This window comes from Pseudomonas sp. UBT (genome assembly GCF_050915955.1).
In the GTDB taxonomy this organism is placed as follows: Bacteria; Pseudomonadota; Gammaproteobacteria; order Pseudomonadales; family Pseudomonadaceae; genus Aquipseudomonas; species Aquipseudomonas antarctica_A.
Window position 1 is genome coordinate 512154 of the sequence record NZ_CP168079.1, and the last position, 17509, is coordinate 529662.

Annotated in this window: 17 protein-coding genes and 1 pseudogene; 5 read left to right on the forward strand and 13 right to left on the reverse strand. The window is 59.7% G+C overall.

What is annotated here, in order from left to right; translation table 11 throughout:
- Positions 1-135 precede the first annotated feature (135 nt).
- The gene (locus ACDZ94_RS02390; RefSeq protein WP_262666212.1) at positions 136-1335 is read left to right on the forward strand and encodes a CaiB/BaiF CoA transferase family protein; all 1200 of its coding nucleotides are present in this window, start codon (positions 136-138) and stop codon (positions 1333-1335) included.
- Positions 1335-2219: a TIGR02285 family protein gene (locus tag ACDZ94_RS02395; RefSeq protein WP_432751016.1), complete on the forward strand. Its 885-nt coding sequence runs from the start codon at positions 1335-1337 to the stop codon at positions 2217-2219. The genes ACDZ94_RS02390 and ACDZ94_RS02395 overlap by 1 nt, the downstream gene beginning before the upstream one ends.
- A gap of 169 nt (positions 2220-2388) precedes the next feature.
- Here the strand turns inward: ACDZ94_RS02395 and ACDZ94_RS02400 are convergent, their stop codons facing one another.
- The 12 genes and pseudogenes from ACDZ94_RS02400 to ffh all read right to left on the reverse strand — a co-directional run bounded on the left by ACDZ94_RS02400 (position 2389) and on the right by ffh (position 12229).
- Positions 2389-2673: a DUF3509 domain-containing protein gene (locus ACDZ94_RS02400; protein WP_064455009.1), complete on the reverse strand. Its 285-nt coding sequence runs from the start codon at positions 2671-2673 to the stop codon at positions 2389-2391.
- A gap of 292 nt (positions 2674-2965) precedes the next feature.
- A pseudogene (locus ACDZ94_RS02405) lies at positions 2966-3176 on the reverse strand (hypothetical protein); the annotation flags it as partial.
- A gap of 125 nt (positions 3177-3301) precedes the next feature.
- A complete protein-coding gene (thrC, locus tag ACDZ94_RS02410) occupies positions 3302-4711 on the reverse strand; it encodes a threonine synthase (protein ID WP_432751017.1) in 1410 nt (469 codons plus the stop codon).
- A 67-nt stretch (positions 4712-4778) separates the two neighbouring features.
- Positions 4779-6083, reverse strand: a complete 1305-nt coding sequence (locus ACDZ94_RS02415; RefSeq protein ID WP_064454001.1) for a homoserine dehydrogenase — start codon at positions 6081-6083, stop codon at positions 4779-4781.
- A gap of 129 nt (positions 6084-6212) precedes the next feature.
- Positions 6213-6944 (reverse strand): thioredoxin fold domain-containing protein, encoded by a 732-nt coding sequence (locus ACDZ94_RS02420; protein ID WP_432751018.1) that lies wholly within the window; start codon positions 6942-6944, stop codon positions 6213-6215.
- A 169-nt stretch (positions 6945-7113) separates the two neighbouring features.
- Positions 7114-8010, reverse strand: coding sequence for a site-specific tyrosine recombinase XerD (gene xerD, locus ACDZ94_RS02425; protein ID WP_064454002.1), 897 nt, complete (start codon positions 8008-8010; stop codon positions 7114-7116).
- Positions 8011-8161: 151 nt separating this feature from the next.
- Entirely contained in the window at positions 8162-8575 is a 414-nt protein-coding gene (locus tag ACDZ94_RS02430; RefSeq protein ID WP_432751019.1) for an acyl-CoA thioesterase, read from the reverse strand.
- 82 nt (positions 8576-8657) lie between these two features.
- Complete coding sequence (gene rplS, locus ACDZ94_RS02435; protein ID WP_003175895.1) at positions 8658-9008, reverse strand: 50S ribosomal protein L19; 351 nt, start codon at positions 9006-9008, stop codon at positions 8658-8660.
- Positions 9009-9053: 45 nt separating this feature from the next.
- Positions 9054-9827 (reverse strand): tRNA (guanosine(37)-N1)-methyltransferase TrmD, encoded by a 774-nt coding sequence (gene trmD, locus ACDZ94_RS02440; RefSeq protein WP_173390389.1) that lies wholly within the window; start codon positions 9825-9827, stop codon positions 9054-9056.
- On the reverse strand, positions 9809-10345 hold the full coding sequence (gene rimM, locus ACDZ94_RS02445) for a ribosome maturation factor RimM (RefSeq protein ID WP_056858695.1): 537 nt from the start codon (positions 10343-10345) through the stop codon (positions 9809-9811). Before rimM ends, trmD begins: the two co-directional genes overlap by 19 nt.
- Positions 10346-10350: 5 nt before the next feature.
- Complete coding sequence (gene rpsP / locus ACDZ94_RS02450) at positions 10351-10602, reverse strand: 30S ribosomal protein S16 (protein WP_003175899.1); 252 nt, start codon at positions 10600-10602, stop codon at positions 10351-10353.
- 250 nt (positions 10603-10852) lie between these two features.
- Positions 10853-12229: a signal recognition particle protein gene (gene ffh, locus ACDZ94_RS02455; RefSeq protein WP_432751020.1), complete on the reverse strand. Its 1377-nt coding sequence runs from the start codon at positions 12227-12229 to the stop codon at positions 10853-10855.
- 233 nt (positions 12230-12462) lie between these two features.
- On the opposite strand from ffh, the gene ACDZ94_RS02460 reads away from it, so the two are divergent.
- The 3 genes from ACDZ94_RS02460 (at position 12463) to ACDZ94_RS02470 (ending at position 16204) form a co-directional block, all read left to right on the forward strand.
- Positions 12463-13275, forward strand: coding sequence for a cytochrome C assembly family protein (locus ACDZ94_RS02460; RefSeq protein WP_064454005.1), 813 nt, complete (start codon positions 12463-12465; stop codon positions 13273-13275).
- A 12-nt stretch (positions 13276-13287) separates the two neighbouring features.
- A complete protein-coding gene (locus ACDZ94_RS02465; RefSeq protein WP_432751021.1) occupies positions 13288-14526 on the forward strand; it encodes a transporter associated domain-containing protein in 1239 nt (412 codons plus the stop codon).
- Between the two features lie 367 nt (positions 14527-14893).
- Positions 14894-16204, forward strand: coding sequence for an MFS transporter (locus ACDZ94_RS02470; protein ID WP_053257838.1), 1311 nt, complete (start codon positions 14894-14896; stop codon positions 16202-16204).
- A gap of 114 nt (positions 16205-16318) precedes the next feature.
- Here ACDZ94_RS02470 and purT read toward each other — a convergent pair whose 3' ends face one another.
- On the reverse strand, positions 16319-17500 hold the full coding sequence (gene purT / locus ACDZ94_RS02475) for a formate-dependent phosphoribosylglycinamide formyltransferase (RefSeq protein WP_014719785.1): 1182 nt from the start codon (positions 17498-17500) through the stop codon (positions 16319-16321).
- Between the last annotated feature and the right edge of the window lie 9 nt (positions 17501-17509).

A 17509-nucleotide genomic window follows, 5' to 3' on the forward strand; every position in this document is an offset into this window, starting at 1 on the left:
AGACAGGGAAAGGCGGCCAGTCTAACCGATGGCGCGGCCATTCAACGAATACTGCGCTGCATCATCCTTATCCCTGGGCCGCTCGCCTATGTTAAAAGGCATCACACCACCGTTCCACGCTTGATAAGGATCCTCATGTCGTTTAATGCCAAACCGCTGGCCGGCCTGAAAGTCATCGAACTGGGCACCTTGATCGCCGGCCCGTTTGCGTCACGCATCTGCGCCGAATTCGGTGCCGAGGTGATCAAGGTCGAATCCCCGGACGGCGGCGACCCGCTGCGCAAATGGCGCAAGCTGTATGAAGGCACCTCACTCTGGTGGTTCGTGCAGGCGCGCAACAAGCAGTCGCTGACGCTGAACCTCAAGCACCCGGAGGGTTTGGCCATCCTTAAGCAGTTGCTGGCGAATGCCGACATCCTGATTGAGAATTTCCGCCCCGGCGTCCTTGAAAAACTCGGTCTGAGCTGGGAAACCCTGCATGCGCTGAACCCGAAATTGGTGATGGTGCGGCTCTCGGGTTTTGGCCAGACCGGCCCGATGAAAGACCAGCCGGGGTTCGGCGCGGTGGGCGAGTCCATGGGCGGCTTGCGCTATATCACCGGTTTCGAAGACCGACCGCCGGTACGCACGGGGATTTCCATCGGCGACTCGATTGCCGCCTTGTGGGCGGTCATCGGCGCGCTGATGGCCCTGCGTCATCGCGAGGTCAACGGCGGGCTCGGCCAAGTCGTGGATGTGGCACTGTACGAAGCCATCTTCGCGATGATGGAAAGCATGATCCCGGAGTTCGACGTGTTCGGGTTTATTCGCGAGCGCACCGGCAACATCATGCCCGGCATCACGCCGTCATCGATTCATACCACTGCCGACGGCAAGCATGTGCAGATCGGCGCCAATGGCGATGCAATCTTCAAGCGTTTCATGAGCGCCATCGGCCGCGAAGACCTGGCCAATGACCCGCAGCTGGCGAGCAATGACGGGCGCGATAGCCGCCGTGATGAGCTGTACGGCGTGATTGATCGCTGGGTCAACTCGCTGCCGCTGGACCACGTGATTGAGCAACTGAACAAGGCCGAGGTGCCCGCCAGCCGCATCTACAGCGCCGAAGACATGTTGGGCGACCCGCAGTTTCTGGCGCGGGAAATGTTTCTCGAGGCTCAGTTGCCGGGCGGCAAGGGCTTCAAGATGCCGGGGATCGTGCCCAAGCTGTCGCAAACACCGGGTAGTTGTGAGTGGGTCGGGCCGCAGTTGGGCGAACATAACAGCACGGTCCTCAATGAACTGGGTTACGACGCCGCAGCCATCACCCGTTTGCGCGAGGTTGGCGCGATCTGATGGCTCGCCCGTACCAATGCCGGTTTATCCCTCTGTGCCTCATGAGCGTGATGCTCGGCGTGTGGCCGCTCTCGGCGCATGCCGAGGACACGCTGATCTGGCTGTTGCGCGACCTGCCGCCCATCACCATCTTTGAAGGGCCTCAGAAAGGCCAGGGGGCACTGGATGAGTTGTTGCCGATACTCGCCAAGCGCCTGCCGCAATACCGCCACACCGTGATGCACGTCAACCGCGCTCGCGGCATTCAAATGCTGCGCTCGCCGTCCCTGACCTGCGACCCCTCGCTGCTGTGGACGCCGGAGCGCGCGAAGTACATTGTGTTTTCGGCCCAGGCATTCGTGGTGGTCAGCAACGGGGTGACGATCCAACGCAGCCAGCAGGAGGCAATGGCACCCTTTATTGCCGAGGGCCAATTTGATCTGCAAGCCTTTCTCGAATCCCATAAAGCGCGCATTGGCGCTACCGCCGAACGCAGCTACGGCCCCGCCATCGACGAACAGCTCAAGCACGCTGCTCCCCACACCCTGGCATTGCATTACGGCAATGACGCCCTTGGCAGCCTGTTGCAAATGCAGCGTCTTGGGCGGCTGGAAGCGGTGTTGGGTTACCCGCCGGAAATCCGCTATCACGCCCGGCAACAGGGTATCGCTGCCCAGGACCTGATGTTCTATCCCATCAAGGGCTCAGCGCGTTATCAACGTTCGCATATTGGTTGCTCGGATACGCCTCAAGGCCGTCAGGCCATGCAGCGAATCGATCAGGCGATACGGGATATCCCACAGGCGCGGGTCCAGCAATCCTACGCGTCATGGTTGGACCCCGTGATGCGCGCGCAGTATTTGTTGGACAACCCGAGTTTTTTCCAGAATTTCCCTGAGCGCTGACAAATCGCAGGCAAAAGAAACCCCGAGCAGTGGGGAGACAACTCGGGGTTAAACGTGGCCTACAAAGACCAGTACAACAAGCCACAAACACCGGAGCACAATGTTCGCTCTTGCTGTTATAAAATCTGACCGGGCATGCGGTAGGAAGTTTCCATCATTAAACAATTCTTCATGCGAGGGCGGCGCCACGGGTTTGGGCTGCGTTACGCAATGCTGCGATAACCGAGGGTTCCAGACGCCCTTCAGCGATTTTCAGATCGCGTAGCAAGCAATCCACCACATCCACCAGTACACGCTTATCGGTCAATTGGGCCCGATCGACTTCACGCTCGACGACGATAGCGCCAGCAGGGTTCTTCACGGTCACCAGGCACTCGCCCTGTAGGCCCGAGGTGGTCAACGTAACCTGATAAGGGCTCAGTGCTTCTTCGAGCAATAGGCTGATACTTTCCATCTCGATCACCACTCAATCATTCGAATAAGGTTCGAAAAACAAAAATGTCATTAAGGTGCTTACATTCAAGTGACCCGTACTCAAAGCAGAAAGTTCGACCTTTTGTGTAGCCTCCTGCCCGAGTCAAGCGAGCATGCACGGCAAAGATGACAGAGAGAAAACATCCACCGACAGGCTAGAATCCCTGGATTACCCTGGGAGCCTGCCTTGAAAGCCGCGTCTGAACAGCCACTGCGCGCCGTCCTGGACGCGCGCCGACCAGGCTCAGGTAATCGGCACTGATGCCCTGTTAGCGATTGCGGTCGCGGGTAATCAATCGGTTGATAATCATCAATCAAAATGCCCACCTTCAATGTCCGATGAGCGGTGAACCATTGCTGCTCCGCCGGTGCCAGGGGCAAAGGCTGCAGCGGGATAAACGCCGGCACCCGCTTGAAAGGCAGGCTGACAGCCGCCTGGCCTATAGACAGATGGCCGAGCAACAGCACGCAAGCCAGCCGCACCGCCCATTGAATCACTACACGTACCGATTGAGTTTGCTGGTTGGCCGCCCGCGCAAGTATGGCTCGCCAGAATGAAAAAGCCCGTCACGAAGACGGGCTTGACCTACCGCGTAGCAACCTGTGGATCAGAGCGGCTTACCGCGATTGCCGTGCTGGCTGACAAACGCCTGCATGGCTTTCAGATCGTTCGCCAACACCGTGCAGCGTTCTTCACGCTCGAACAGGTCAGCCAGGTGCTCGGGCAACTCCAGCGCTTTGCCAACACCAGCCTTCTCCACCGCTTCCGGGAATTTGACCGGGTGGGCAGTGCCCAGAATCACCATCGGGATGTCCAGGCTGCGACGGCATTCGCGTGCGGCCTTCACACCGATGGCGGTGTGTGGGTCGAGCAGTTCGCCGGTCTGGGCGTAGACCTCAGCGATGGTTTCACAGGTCTGCGCATCGTCCACGGCCAGGGAGTCAAACAGCTTGCGGGTTTCGGTCCAGCGCTCTTGTTCGACGCTGAAACCGCCACCTTGCTTGAAGCTGTCCATCAGGCCAGCCAGGGCGGCGCCATTGCGACCGTGCATGTCGAACAGCAGGCGTTCGAAGTTCGACGACACCATGATGTCCATGGACGGCGACAATGTGGCGTGCAGGGTTTCCTTGACGTACTGGTTGCCGCTCATGAAGCGGTGCAGGATGTCGTTGCGGTTGGTGGCGACGATCAACTGGTTGATCGGCAGGCCCATGTTGCGCGCCAGGTAGCCGGCAAAGATGTCGCCGAAGTTGCCGGTCGGCACCGAGAACGACACCGAACGCGCCGGGCCGCCCAACTGCAGGGACGCGTGGAAGTAGTAGACGATCTGAGCCATGATCCGGGCCCAGTTGATCGAGTTCACCGCCACCAGGCGCGTACCTTTCAGGAAGCTCTGGTCAGCGAAGCTGTTCTTGACCATTTCCTGGCAGTCATCGAAGTTGCCTTCGATGGCGATGTTGTGGATGTTTTCACCGAAAATGGTCGTCATCTGGCGACGCTGCACTTCCGACACGCGCTTGTGCGGGTGCAGGATGAAGATGTCGACGTTTTCGCAGTGCTTGCAACCTTCGATGGCGGCCGAACCGGTATCACCGGACGTAGCGCCGATGATCACCACACGCTCGCCGCGCTTTTCCAGCACGTAATCGAGCAGGCGACCCAGCAATTGCAGGGCGAAGTCCTTGAACGCCAGGGTCGGGCCGTGGAACAGCTCCAGCACCCATTCGTTGCCGTTCAGCTGACGCAGAGGGGCGATGGCGCTGTGGGAAAACACGCCATACGTCTCTTCCAGAATCCTTTTGAAATCCGCATCCGGAATGCTGCCGGTGACGAACGGGCGCATCACCCGGAACGCCAGCTCGTGGTACGGCAGGCCCGCCCAGGACGCGATTTCTTCCTGGGTGAAACGTGGCAGGTTTTCCGGCACATACAGGCCGCCGTCAGTGGCAAGGCCTGCCAGCAAAACGTCTTCGAAATTCAGGGCCGGTGCCTGGCCGCGGGTGCTGATGTAACGCATGACTGGCTCCTCTAAAACATTCTCGAACAGAGGCCGCCGAACACACGGGGCCCCTGGATCAAATCGGTTAGTTCAAGTGTTCGACGCGAATCCGCACCACCGGGCCAACCACCCCTTGCAGGGCTTCGAGGGCGGCGATGGCATCGTTCATGCGCTGTTCGAGCACGCGGTGGGTCAACAGGATCATCGGCACCTGGCCGTTTTGCTCCTCGACTTCCTTCTGCATGATCGACTCGATATTGATGCCGCGCTCCGACAGGATGCTGGCAACCTGGGCCAACACGCCCGGATGATCCTGAGCCTGGATGCGCAGGTAGTAGGCACTTTCGCAGGCTTCGATCGGCAGGATCGGGTGGGCCGACAGCGAGTCCGGCTGGAAGGCCAGGTGCGGCACGCGGTTTTCCGGGTCGCTGGTCATGGCGCGGACCACGTCCACCAGGTCGGCGATGACCGAGGAGGCCGTCGGTTCCATACCGGCACCGGCGCCGTAGAACAGCGTGGAGCCGGCCGCATCACCGTTGACCATCACGGCGTTCATCACGCCGTTGACGTTGGCGATCAGGCGGTCGGCCGGGATCAACGTCGGGTGCACACGCAGCTCGATACCGGCCGGAGTGCTGCGCGCCACGCCCAGGTGCTTGATGCGGTAGCCCAGGGCTTCGGCGTAGTTCACGTCGGCAGTGGTCAGCTTGGTGATGCCTTCGGTGTAGGCCTTGTCGAACTGCAGCGGGATACCAAAGGCGATGGAGGCCAGGATGGTCAGCTTGTGGGCCGCGTCGATGCCTTCCACGTCAAAGGTCGGGTCGGCTTCGGCGTAACCCAGCGCCTGGGCTTCGGCCAGCACGTCTTCGAAGGTACGGCCCTTCTCGCGCATTTCGGTGAGGATGAAGTTGCCCGTGCCGTTGATGATGCCGGCGACCCAGTTGATACGGTTGGCGGACAAGCCTTCACGGATCGCCTTGATCACCGGGATGCCACCGGCCACAGCCGCTTCGAACGCAACGATCACGCCCTTCTCGCGCGCCTTGGCGAAGATCTCGTTACCGTGCACGGCGATCAGCGCCTTGTTGGCGGTGACCACGTGCTTGCCGTTCTCGATGGCCTTGAGCACCAACTCGCGGGCCACGGTGTAACCGCCAACCAGCTCGATGACGATATCGATTTCAGGGTTGGTGGCCACGGCGAAGACATCGTTGGTAATCGCAATACCGGTCGTTTGGAACTGAGGCTTTGGCGTACGCGTGGCAATTTGCGCCACTTCAATCCCACGCCCTGCACGGCGAGAAATTTCTTCAGCATTACGCTGAAGTACGTTCAAGGTGCCGCCACCGACGGTCCCTAACCCACAGATGCCTACTTTGACCGGTTTCACTGAAGAACTCCCCATGAAACGGCCGACTCAAGGTCGGCCGTGGTAAACAGCCGCACAACTGCGGCTCTCAATTAATGCCCCGTCGACTGTTCGGCGGGGCATGATCGTCAAAGGCTCGACGATGACTGCTTACTTTGCACCCAGCGCCAGTTTGGCAACTTGTGGCGCAGGCTGGTAGCCCGGAATTACTTGGCCATCAGCCAAAACGATGGCCGGTGTACCGTTCACACCAATCGACTGGCCCAGGGCGAACTGCTTGGAAACCGGGTTGGCGCATTTGGCCGACTTGATTTCCTTGCCATCGACCATTTTGTCCATGGCGGCTTTCTTGTCGGTCGAGCACCATACGGCTTGCAGTTGTTCGTCACCCGGCGAGCCCAGGCCCTGGCGCGGGAACGCGACGTAGCGCACTTCGATACCCATTTTGTTCAGCGCAGGCACTTCGGCGTGCAGCTTGTGGCAGTACGGGCAGGTGGTGTCGGTGAACACGGTGATGTGAGTCTTCGTCTCGCCGATGGCCGGGTAAACCACGGTTTCAGCCACAGGAATGCCGTTGATCAACTTGGAAACGCCCAGGCGCTCGGCTTTCTCGGTCAGGTTGACCGGCTTGCCGTCTTTCAACTGGAACAGGTAGCCCTGGACGATGTACTGGCCGTCGGCACTGGCGTACAGCACACGGCTGCCCTTGAGCTTGACTTCATACAGCCCGGCCATCGGGCTGGCACTGATGCTTTCAATCGGCGTGTCGAGTTGCAGGTTGGCCAAGCTCTTGCGAATGGTCTGCTCGGCGGCGTCATCGGCGACAACAAAGGTGGAAACCAACGCAATGGCTGCGGCGGCAATAATCTGGGTCAAGCGCATGGGAACTCCTGAAGGCAGATGCAGGGACGGGCGCAAGAACACCGATCTGGAAACACGGGGCTGTCAATACGAGCCTGGGCGCCGTCCCCTTTGCGAACCGGCAAAGCCTACCACAGTTGGGCCGGGGGGCAGACTGCGGCAGGCAAATTGGGCCTTTTCCGACGTAATTTTATCCGCGAGGGTGATGCTTGGCGTGCATCTCCTGCAGACGTGCGCGCGCGACGTGGGTGTAAATCTGGGTTGTGGATAAGTCACTGTGCCCCAGCAGCATTTGCACCACACGCAAATCCGCACCGTGGTTGAGCAAATGGGTGGCAAACGCGTGGCGCAACGTATGTGGCGACAGCGCCTTGCCGATCCCAGCCACTTTGGCCTGGTGCTTGATACGGTGCCAGAAGGTCTGGCGGGTCATCTGCTCACCGCGCAGGCTGGGGAACAGCACGTCGCTGGGCCGCCCGCCGAGCAATTCGCCACGGGCATCACGCATATAGCGCTCAACCCACACAATCGCCTCCTCGCCCATCGGCACCAGTCGCTCCTTGCTGCCTTTGCCCATGACGCGCAGCACGCCCTGACGCAAGTTGACTTGCTCCAGGGTCAGGCTGATCAGCTCAGTCACCCGCAGGCCGCAGGCGTAGAGCACTTCGAGCATGGCGCGGTCACGCTGGCCGATGGCTTCACTCAGGTCGGGCGCGGCGAGCAAGGCATCGACGTCGGCTTCCGACAGGGATTTGGGCAATGGCCTGCCGAGTTGCGGCATATCGATTTGCAGGGTCGGGTCGACCGCGATCAGCTTTTCCCGCAGCAGGTAGCGATAAAAACCACGCACGCCAGATAGAAATCGCGCAGTGGAGCGAGGCTTGTAGTTCTGCTCAAGGCGCCAGGCCAGGTGATCAAGGATCAGCTCGCGACCGGCATTGATCAGTTCGAGGTTTTTCTCCTGCAGCCAGCCGTTGAACAGGGCCAAGTCACTGCGGTAGGCCTGGCGGGTGTTGTCCGACAGGCCTTTTTCCAGCCACAGGGCATCAAGGAAGCGGTCGATCAGGGGATGGTCAATGGCGGGCATAGGGGCTCAAGCGAATGAATGTAGTGTCGGGGAGATCCTATCGCAGGCAAGCCAGCTCCCACATGGGTTTTGTGTCATGCCTGATCTCATGATCAACATCGATCAAATGTGGGAGCTGGCTTGCCTGCGATGGCCACGACTCGGTTTCAGATCAGTCTACAAACCCAGGCAATACCGGAACCGGCCGCTTATCGGCATCAATCGCGACAAAGCTGAACACACCCTGGATCGCCTTCTCACGGCCATCGGCACTCATCCTCTCGACGAACACTTCAACTTCAACCTTGAGGCTGGTGTTACCGACTTTGACCACGCGCCCGATCAGCTCAACAATGGAGCCGGCCGGGATCGCGTGATTAAAGTCGATCCGATCAGTGGAGACCGTCACCAGCGGCAAACGACAAAAACGCGTGGCCGTGATGAACGACACTTCATCCATCCACGCCAGCGCCGTACCGCCGAACAGGGTGTTGTGGTGGTTGGTGGTCGGCGGGAACACGGCCTTGGTCACATGGGTCACGGACAGGTCGGTACGACGCTGGATTTCTTCGAGGCGGGTGGTCATGGGAAAATACCGGCAAATTGACAAATTTCAGGCACAAAAAAGCAGCCCGTAGGCTGCTTTTTTCTGCATCGGGAAGCTGGACTTAAGCCAGTTTTTCCTTGATGCGAGCTGCTTTACCGGACAGGTCACGCAGGTAGTACAGCTTGGCTTTACGTACGTCACCGCGACGCTTAACGGCCATGCTGTCGATTTGCGGGCTGTAGGTCTGGAAAGTACGCTCTACGCCAACACCGTTGGAGATTTTACGAACAGTGAAAGCACTGTTCACACCACGGTTACGCTTGGCGATTACCACGCCTTCGAACGCTTGCAGACGCGAACGGTCGCCTTCCTTCACTTTCACCTGAACGACAATAGTGTCGCCCGGGGCAAAGGTAGGGATCTCTTTGGTCATCTGCTCTGCTTCGAGTGCAAGGATGATTTTGTTAGTCATGCTGTGCTCCTAAGGTAAGTCATCGGACCTACCATCGATACGTTGTTAACTATCGTCCCGCGCGAGGATGTATTCCTCGAGCAGCTTCTTCTCTTCTCCAGAAAGCGAGCGGCTTTCCAGAAGATCGGCGCGTCGTTCATAGGTCCGACCAAGGGACTGCTGTAAACGCCAACGCCGGATGTGTGCGTGATTGCCACTTAGCAATACGTCGGGAACACGCTGATCCGCATACACCTCCGGTCGGGTGTAGTGCGGGCAATCCAGCAAACCATCCGTGAAGGAATCTTCCTCCGCGGAGTCCGCATGCCCTAAAGCTCCAGGCAGCAGTCGTGTAACCGCATCTATCAGGACCATCGCCGGCAGCTCGCCGCCAGACAGGACATAGTCCCCAATCGACCACTCTTCATCGACATGAGCTTCAATAAACCGCTCGTCAATGCCTTCATAGCGACCGGCAATCAGGATTAATGCTTCCTCATTCGCCAGTTCGCGAACCCCAGCCTGTTTCAGCTGACGGCCTTGAGGGGACAGGTAAATTACCTTCGCCTTCTCCCCGGCAGCTGCCTTGGCCTGGGCCAACGCGTCTTCCAGGGGCTTGATCTTCATCACCATGCCCGGGCCACCGCCAAATGGGCGATCGTCCACAGTGTGATGTCGATCCGTCGTGTAGTCTCGCGGGTTCCAACAGGTAAGCTGCAACAGCCCCTGTTTCACCGCCCGACTGGTGATGCCGTACTCGCTGATGGCGGAAAACATCTCGGGAAACAAACTGATCACTTCAATGCGCAAATTAGCCACGCTTAGAAGTCCGCGTCCCATTCCACCTTCATCTCGCCCGCTGCCAGGTCGACGGCCAACACGCATTGCCCGGTATACGGCAACAGGCGTTCGCGATCATCCAGGCTGCCAGCGCAAGGCTTGACCACCATTACATCATTGGCGCCGGTTTCCAGAAGATGATCGATTTTCCCGAGCAATTGCCCCAGTTGATCAATAACCTTCAGACCTTCCAGCTGGTACCAGTAGTACTCGCCGTCGGTCAATTCAGGGAACAGGTTGCGCGGCACGCAGATCTCATAACCGGCCAGAAGACGAGCTTCTTCACGATCATCAAGACCCTTGAGCTTTGCGACCAGGAACTTATCGCTCCCGCGTCCACTGACCAGCTCGACCTGTTTCACACTCCCTTCGCGCTTGAGCGTCCAGGTTTTGTACTGCAACAGGTTTTCAGTCGGATCAGTAAAGGAATACACCTTCACTTCGCCGCGAACGCCATGAACAGAGTAAATCTTGCCGATAACGATCAAATCATCAGCAACAGCTGGCGTCGCGTTCATATTGCTCAGGCTGCGGCCTTAGCCGAGTCCTTCAACAACTTGGCAACACGCTCGGATGGCTGTGCACCAACGCTCAGCCAGTAGGCTACGCGCTCTTGGTTCACGGACAGACGAACTTCTTGACCACGAGCAACAGGGTTGAAGAAACCAACCTGTTCCTTGTGCGAACCGTCACGCGGGTTGCGGCTGTCGGTTACGGTCAAGTGGTAAAACGGGCGCTTTTTGGAGCCGCCAAGGGCAAGACGGATTGTTAGCATGTGAACATCGTTCCTGTAGTCGGTGCTGCAAATCTAAATGCACAGCGGGCATAGGTGCCCGAAAGGCCGCATATTCTAAGGAATATCCGGACTTTTGCAAATGTCTTTTTCTGGCGCCTATCAGCGTGCCACTCAGATCTGCTATAGAGCCGTCGGTTAAAACGGCGAGTCAGCTCCCGCTAACCGCGGGTTTGCTGGAGATCCCACGTCCCTGTGGGTCGGAGCGCAAGCATGCTTGCGCTCGAATACTTTACATTTTGGGCATGCCACCGCCGGGCAACATACCGCCCATGCCGCGCATCATCTTGGCCATTCCGCCTTTGGCGGAGAATTTCTTCATCATCTTCTGCATCTGCTTGTGCTGCTTGATCAAGCGACCGATGTCCTGCACCTGGGTGCCGGAGCCCATGGCGATCCGACGTTTGCGCGAACCACTGATCAGCTCAGGGTCGCGGCGCTCGGCCGGGGTCATGGAATTGATGATGGCTTCCATCTGCTTGAATTGCTTCTCTGCCGCGCCCTGGGCATTGCCCATTTGCGCCAGGTTCACACCGCCGATGTTCGGCAGCTTGTCCATCAGGCCGCCGAGGCCGCCCATGTTTTTCATCTGTTGCAGCTGGTCGCGGAAGTCTTCGAGGTCGAAGCCCTTGCCCTTCTTCAGCTTTTTGGCCAGTTTGTCGGCCTTGTCTTTGTCGAGGGTGGCTTCGGCCTGTTCGATCAGGCTGAGCACGTCACCCATGCCGAGGATGCGCGAGGCGATCCGCTCTGGGTGGAACGGCTCGAGCGCGTCGTTCTTCTCGCCCATACCAATGAACTTGATCGGCTTGCCGGTGATGGCGCGCACCGACAGCGCGGCACCGCCACGGGCGTCGCCATCGACCTTGGTCAGGATCACGCCGGTCAGCGGCAGTGCGTCACCGAAGGCCTTGGCGGTGTTGGCCGCATCCTGGCCGGTCATGGCGTCGACCACGAACAGCGTTTCGACCGGGTTGATCGCGGCATGCAGCGCCTTGATCTCGCCCATCATCTCTTCGTCGATGTGCAGGCGACCGGCGGTATCGACGATAACCACGTCGATGAATTTCAACTTGGCTTCTTTAATAGCCGCGTTGGCGATGTCGACCGGCTTCTGGCTCAGGTCAGACGGGAAGAAGGTCACCCCCACTTCGCCCGCAAGCATTTCGAGTTGCTTGATGGCCGCCGGACGGTACACGTCGGCCGATACCACCATCACGGACTTCTTCTTGCGCTCTTTAAGGAAGCGCGCCAGCTTGCCGGCGGTGGTGGTTTTACCCGCACCTTGCAGACCAGCCATCAGCACAACCGCTGGCGGTACGGCGCTGAGGTTCAAATCCTCGTTGGCCGCGCCCATCAGGCTTTCGAGTTCGGCCTGGACGATCTTCACAAAGGCCTGGCCCGGGGTCAGGCTGCGGGACACTTCGGTGCCGACCGCGCGCTCTTTGACCGAGTTGACGAAGTCCTTGACCACAGGCAAGGCCACGTCGGCTTCCAGCAACGCCATGCGCACTTCACGCAGGGTGTCTTTAATATTGTCCTCGGTCAGCTTGGCCTTGCCGGTTACGTGGCGCAGCGTCTGCGAGAGACGGTCAGTCAGGTTTTCAAACATGCGCGATCCTTTCAGGCCCTATTCATCGAAATGCAGTGGTGACCGAGGTAATGGCGGCCCAGGCTGTGGTAAATCGCTATTAAAAACAGCGCTCAGCAAGCCTGCGGCGTGGGCAGGTCGCGGATTATAGCGAAGACTGCGCCTGTGCACACCCGCTGTCTGGCCCGGGAGTCTTTCGTGGAGCGCAGGTGTGTGCCAAACTCAGCGCCTTTCGGGCTTGTCTATCAGGATTTATGGTCCCCTTGTCACCCAGTTTGCTACCCAGCCTCGCCGCCGCCCTTTTGTATGCCGCTGCGACTCTCTATCAGGGCACTCGTCTGGCCCAGGGCACAAAAGCGGACAAACGCCTGCTGGTAGGCTTTGGCGTCATCGCCCTGCTGGCCCACGCCGCCAGCCTATTCACGCATCTGATGACGCCGGTCGGCCTGGGCCTGGACTTTTTCAGCGCCGCCAGCCTGATCGCCGCCGCCGTCATCGCGCTGACGCTGATGGCCTGCTATCGAATCCCCGTCGAGAACCTGTTGGTGCTGCTATTCCCGCTGGGCATGCTGACGGTACTGCTGGCGCAATTTGCCCCGACCGGCACCGTGCAGGTCATCGACGAGGAACCGGGCATCCTCGCCCACATTCTGTTGTCGATTCTCGCCTACGGCATGTTCACCATCGCCGTGTTCCAGGCGTTGCTCGTGCTGCTGCAAGACCACCAGCTTAAAAACAAGCACCCGTCCGGGCTGATCAAGAACTTCCCGCCACTGCAAACCATGGAAAGCCTGCTGTTCGGTTTCCTGTGGGCCGGCTGGACACTGCTGTCGTTGTCGCTGATTTCCGGTTGGCTGTTCGTCGAAAACCTGTTCGCCCAGCACCTGGTGCACAAAACCTTGCTGGCGTGCCTGGCCTGGATCGTTTTCAGCGTCTTGCTGTGGGGTCGCAACCGTCTCGGCTGGCGTGGGCACAAAGCGATCCGCTGGACCCTGGCCGGTTTCTGCCTGCTGATGCTGGCCTATTTCGGCAGCAAGCTGGTTCGCGAATACATCCTGCATATCTGACGGGCAGCGATCATGGACAACTTGCCCCTTGGGCCGATGCTCGCGGTAATCACCTTGCTGGTGTTATGGGCGGCGCTGTTTACCGCCATCGAAGCCGCACAACAACACCTGCTGGCACTGCGCCCTGGTACACGCCAGGGTGACAAGGCGGCCGCCCGCCTGAACTTCCCGCGTCACAGCCTGATCCTGTGCAACAGCTTGTGTCGCGCTGCAGTGGTTATTCTCTGCACCTTGCTGGCGATCTATGCCTGGGCGCAGAACGGCCCGTGGCTCGGTTGGCTGATTTCTTGCGCAATCCTGCTGGTGCTCGCCGACTACCTGCCCCGCGCCCTCGCGGTTCGCCATCCCCAGGCCGTACTGGGCTTTGGCAATACGCTGCTGGGCGTGCCGCTGAAAATTCTTTATCCGCTGGCGTGGCTGCTCAATGGCATCAGCGTGCTGGTGCTGCGCCCCTTCGCACGCAAAACCGGTGTGGTGAAAAAAAGCGACGAGCCGCTGCCCGATCACGATGATGAACCGGAGCCCGAGTCCGACGACAACCGCACCCCCGGCATGCCCGGTATTCACGCCCTGGACAACATCACGGTCAACGACATTCTGGTACCGCGCAGCGAAGTGGACGGCATCAACCTGGACGATCCGGTTGAAGAAATCATCGAGCAATTGCGCGCTTCCCAGCGCACGCGCCTGCCGGTATTCCACAGCGACATCAACCAAGTCGAAGCGGTGCTCAACACCCGGCAGATCCAACACCTGCTGCCTGATGCCAGCCTGACCAAAGATGCCTTGCTCGCCGCTTGCCACGAACCTTACTTCGTTCCGGAAAGCACCCCGCTGCAACTGCAGCTGCTGAATTTCCACAAGCAGCAGCGACGCCTGGGCATGGTGGTGGACGAATACGGTGAAGTGCTCGGCATCGTCACCCTGGAAGACATCCTCGAAGAAATCGTTGGCGAATTCGAAAACGATCAGACGGTGGATAACCCGCATATCGACGCGCAACCCGATGGCCGTTTCATCATCGACGGCGCCGCCTCGATCCGCGAACTGAACAAGAGCCTGGGCTGGCACCTGCCCAGCGATGGCCCCAAGACCCTCAACGGGTTGGTGACCGAAGCACTGGAGACCATTCCGGATTGCGCGGTGTGCCTCAAAATCGGCCGCTATCGCCTGGAAATCCTCGAGACCGAGGACAACCGCGTCAGCAAAGTGCTGATCTGGCACACCAGCCGCGTGCCGGTCGCCGCATAACCTCTTGGCATAACACAATCCAATGTGGGAGCGGGCTTGGTCGCGAAAGCGGTGGATCAGTCAGCTCATCTAGACCTGACCCACCGCTTTCGCGAGCAAGCCCGCTCCCACAGTTGATTTGCAGCGTTTGATAGATCGTGATTGAGCCCCTTGTTGTCTGTTCAACCCCCTTCCTATAATCGGCTCGGCTTACCCAAGCCCCGCCCGACCGCGTGCTACCCGCACTCAGCGCGTCCAGGCACCGCTTTACCGTGTCTGACCGGTGTTTGCTCCCATCCCGAGCCGCCCCGCCTACGCCCCTGATCCTTGGGTGTTCGACCAATAATAATCCGCGTCCAAACGCGCAATGACCGTCAGGGATACCGCCATGAGCACCACCTATAACGAGGCTGCAACCGCCGCCCCGCTCAACTCGACCGCACGGGTCGCGACCGCGAGCATCGTCGGCACCGCCATCGAGTTCTACGATTTCTATATCTACGCCACTGCTGCTGCGCTGGTGATCGGCCCGGTGTTCTTCCCGCAGACGTCCGGCACCGCGCAGATGCTGGCGTCGTTCCTGACCTTCGGCATCGCCTTCATCGCCCGCCCATTGGGCTCAGCGCTGTTCGGCCATTTCGGTGACCGTATCGGGCGCAAATCAACCCTGGTCGCCTCGTTGCTGCTGATGGGTGTGTGCACCACATTGATCGGCTTGCTGCCGGGCTATGACAGCATCGGCGCCTGGGCTCCGATTCTGTTGTGTGTGCTGCGTTTCGGCCAGGGCCTCGGGCTGGGCGGGGAATGGGGCGGCGCAGCATTGCTGGCGACCGAGAACGCACCAAAGGGCAAGCGCGCCTGGTTCGGCATGTTCCCGCAATTGGGCCCATCAATTGGCTTTCTGGCCGCGAACGGTTTGTTCCTGATCCTGGCCATGAGCCTGAACGACGAGCAATTCCGCAGCTGGGGCTGGCGCATCCCGTTCATCCTCAGCGCGGCGCTGGTGATGGTCGGGCTGTATGCGCGCTTGAAACTGCATGAAACCCCGGTGTTCGCCAACGCCGTGGCCAAAGAAGCACCGGTGAAAGTGCCGTTGGTGGAACTGTTCAGCCAGCATTGGCTGCCGGTACTGTTGGGCGCGGCATCGATGGTGGTGTGTTATGCGCTGTTCTACATCACCACTGCGTTTTCCCTGAGCTACGGCGTATCGACGCTGGGCTATAGCCGCGAAACGTTCCTGGGCTTGCTGTGTTTCGCCGTGCTGTTCATGGGCCTGGCCACGCCATTGGCAGCCTTGGCCAGTGACCGCTACGGGCGCAAGCCGGTACTGATCGTCGGCGCAGTGCTGGCGATTCTGTCGGGCTTCACCATGGAACCCCTGCTGACCCACGGCTCGACCTGGGCGGTGGCGTTGTTCCTGGCGCTGGAGCTGTTCCTGATGGGCGTGACCTTCGCGCCGATGGGCGCCTTGCTGCCGGAACTGTTCCCGACGCGCGTGCGTTATACCGGCGCTTCGGCGGCGTATAACCTGGGTGGGATTGTCGGTGCGTCGGCGGCGCCGTTCTTCGCGACCAAGCTGGTGGCGATGGGCGGGCTGAGTTATGTCGGCGGGTATGTGTCGGCGGCAGCGCTGCTCAGCTTGATCGCTGTGCTGTGCCTGAAAGAGACGCGGGATAATGATTTGAACAAGGTCGCCTGATAGATTGCTATCGCAGGCAAGCCAGCTCCCACATTTGAAATGTATTCACACATCAAACTTTGTGAACCCGATCAAATGTGGGAGCTGGCTTGCCTGCGATAGACGCGACTCGGTTTAGAGTTCTACTACAACAGCCTTCGAAGCACGCGTAGCCTTAGCCCGAGCCGCCTCAATCGACTCATCCCGCGCCAACGCCACACCCATCCGACGCTGACCATTCACTTCTGGCTTACCAAACAGACGCAACGCCGTGTCCGGCTCGCTCAAGGCGGCGCCGAGGTTGGCGAATGCCGTCTGGGTGGACTGCCCTTCCACCAGGATCACCGCCGACGCCGAAGGCCCAAACTGACGGATCAATGGAATCGGCAGGCCCAGAATCGCGCGAGCGTGCAGGGCAAATTGCGACAAGTCCTGAGAAATCAGGGTCACCAGGCCAGTGTCGTGCGGGCGCGGCGACACTTCGCTGAACCACACCTGATCGCCCTTGATGAACAACTCCACGCCAAACAGGCCGCGACCACCCAGCGCCTCAGTGACCGCTTTGGCCACGCGCTCGGATTCCGCCAGGGCAATCGGGCTCATGGCTTGCGGCTGCCAGGATTCCTGGTAGTCGCCCTTCTCCTGACGGTGGCCGACCGGCGCGCAGAAGGTGGTGCCGCCGATGTGGCGCACGGTCAGCAGGGTGATTTCGTAGTCGAAGTCGATGAAGCCTTCGATGATCACGCGACCTTTACCCGCACGCCCGCCTTCCTGGGCGTAATCCCAGGCTTTCTGCACGTCATCAGTGCTGCGCAGCAGGCTCTGGCCCTTGCCCGACGAACTCATCACCGGCTTGACCACGCACGGGAAGCCCAGGTCCTGCACGGCCTTGCTGTAGTCTTCGAAGGTGTCGGCAAAGTGGTACGGCGAAGTCGGCAGGTCCAGCTCTTCAGCGGCCAGGCGACGGATGCCTTCACGGTTCATGGTCAGCGACGTGGCGCGCGCAGTCGGGATCACGGTGAAGCCTTCGGCCTCCAGCTCCACCAGGGTGGCGGTGGCGATGGCTTCGATTTCCGGCACGATGAAGTGCGGTTTTTCCGCTTCGATCACGGCACGCAGGGCGGCGCCGTCGAGCATGTTGATCACATGGCTACGGTGGGCGACCTGCATGGCCGGCGCGTTGGCGTAGCGATCCACGGCAATCACTTCAACGCCCAGGCGTTGCAGTTCGATTACCACTTCCTTGCCCAGCTCACCGCAGCCACACAGCAAAACGCGGGTCGCGGTTGGCGACAATGGAGTTCCGATTCGGGTCATCTCAGGTCC

What these genes read in the sequence shown, in the direction of transcription:
- ACDZ94_RS02390 (WP_262666212.1), top strand. Translation starts at nt 136, where the DNA reads ATGTCGTTTAATGCCAAACCGCTGGCCGGCCTGAAAGTCATCGAACTG.
- ACDZ94_RS02395 (WP_432751016.1), top strand. Translation starts at nt 1,335, where the DNA reads ATGGCTCGCCCGTACCAATGCCGGTTTATCCCTCTGTGCCTCATGAGC.
- ACDZ94_RS02400 (WP_064455009.1), bottom strand. Translation starts at nt 2,673, where the DNA reads ATGGAAAGTATCAGCCTATTGCTCGAAGAAGCACTGAGCCCTTATCAG.
- thrC (WP_432751017.1), bottom strand. Translation starts at nt 4,711, where the DNA reads ATGCGTTACATCAGCACCCGCGGCCAGGCACCGGCCCTGAATTTCGAA.
- ACDZ94_RS02420 (WP_432751018.1), bottom strand. Translation starts at nt 6,944, where the DNA reads ATGCGCTTGACCCAGATTATTGCCGCCGCAGCCATTGCGTTGGTTTCC.
- xerD (WP_064454002.1), bottom strand. Translation starts at nt 8,010, where the DNA reads ATGCCCGCCATTGACCATCCCCTGATCGACCGCTTCCTTGATGCCCTG.
- ACDZ94_RS02430 (WP_432751019.1), bottom strand. Translation starts at nt 8,575, where the DNA reads ATGACCACCCGCCTCGAAGAAATCCAGCGTCGTACCGACCTGTCCGTG.
- rplS (WP_003175895.1), bottom strand. Translation starts at nt 9,008, where the DNA reads ATGACTAACAAAATCATCCTTGCACTCGAAGCAGAGCAGATGACCAAA.
- trmD (WP_173390389.1), bottom strand. Translation starts at nt 9,827, where the DNA reads ATGGGACGCGGACTTCTAAGCGTGGCTAATTTGCGCATTGAAGTGATC.
- rimM (WP_056858695.1), bottom strand. Translation starts at nt 10,345, where the DNA reads ATGAACGCGACGCCAGCTGTTGCTGATGATTTGATCGTTATCGGCAAG.
- rpsP (WP_003175899.1), bottom strand. Translation starts at nt 10,602, where the DNA reads ATGCTAACAATCCGTCTTGCCCTTGGCGGCTCCAAAAAGCGCCCGTTT.
- ffh (WP_432751020.1), bottom strand. Translation starts at nt 12,229, where the DNA reads ATGTTTGAAAACCTGACTGACCGTCTCTCGCAGACGCTGCGCCACGTA.
- ACDZ94_RS02460 (WP_064454005.1), top strand. Translation starts at nt 12,463, where the DNA reads ATGGTCCCCTTGTCACCCAGTTTGCTACCCAGCCTCGCCGCCGCCCTT.
- ACDZ94_RS02465 (WP_432751021.1), top strand. Translation starts at nt 13,288, where the DNA reads ATGGACAACTTGCCCCTTGGGCCGATGCTCGCGGTAATCACCTTGCTG.
- ACDZ94_RS02470 (WP_053257838.1), top strand. Translation starts at nt 14,894, where the DNA reads ATGAGCACCACCTATAACGAGGCTGCAACCGCCGCCCCGCTCAACTCG.
- purT (WP_014719785.1), bottom strand. Translation starts at nt 17,500, where the DNA reads ATGACCCGAATCGGAACTCCATTGTCGCCAACCGCGACCCGCGTTTTG.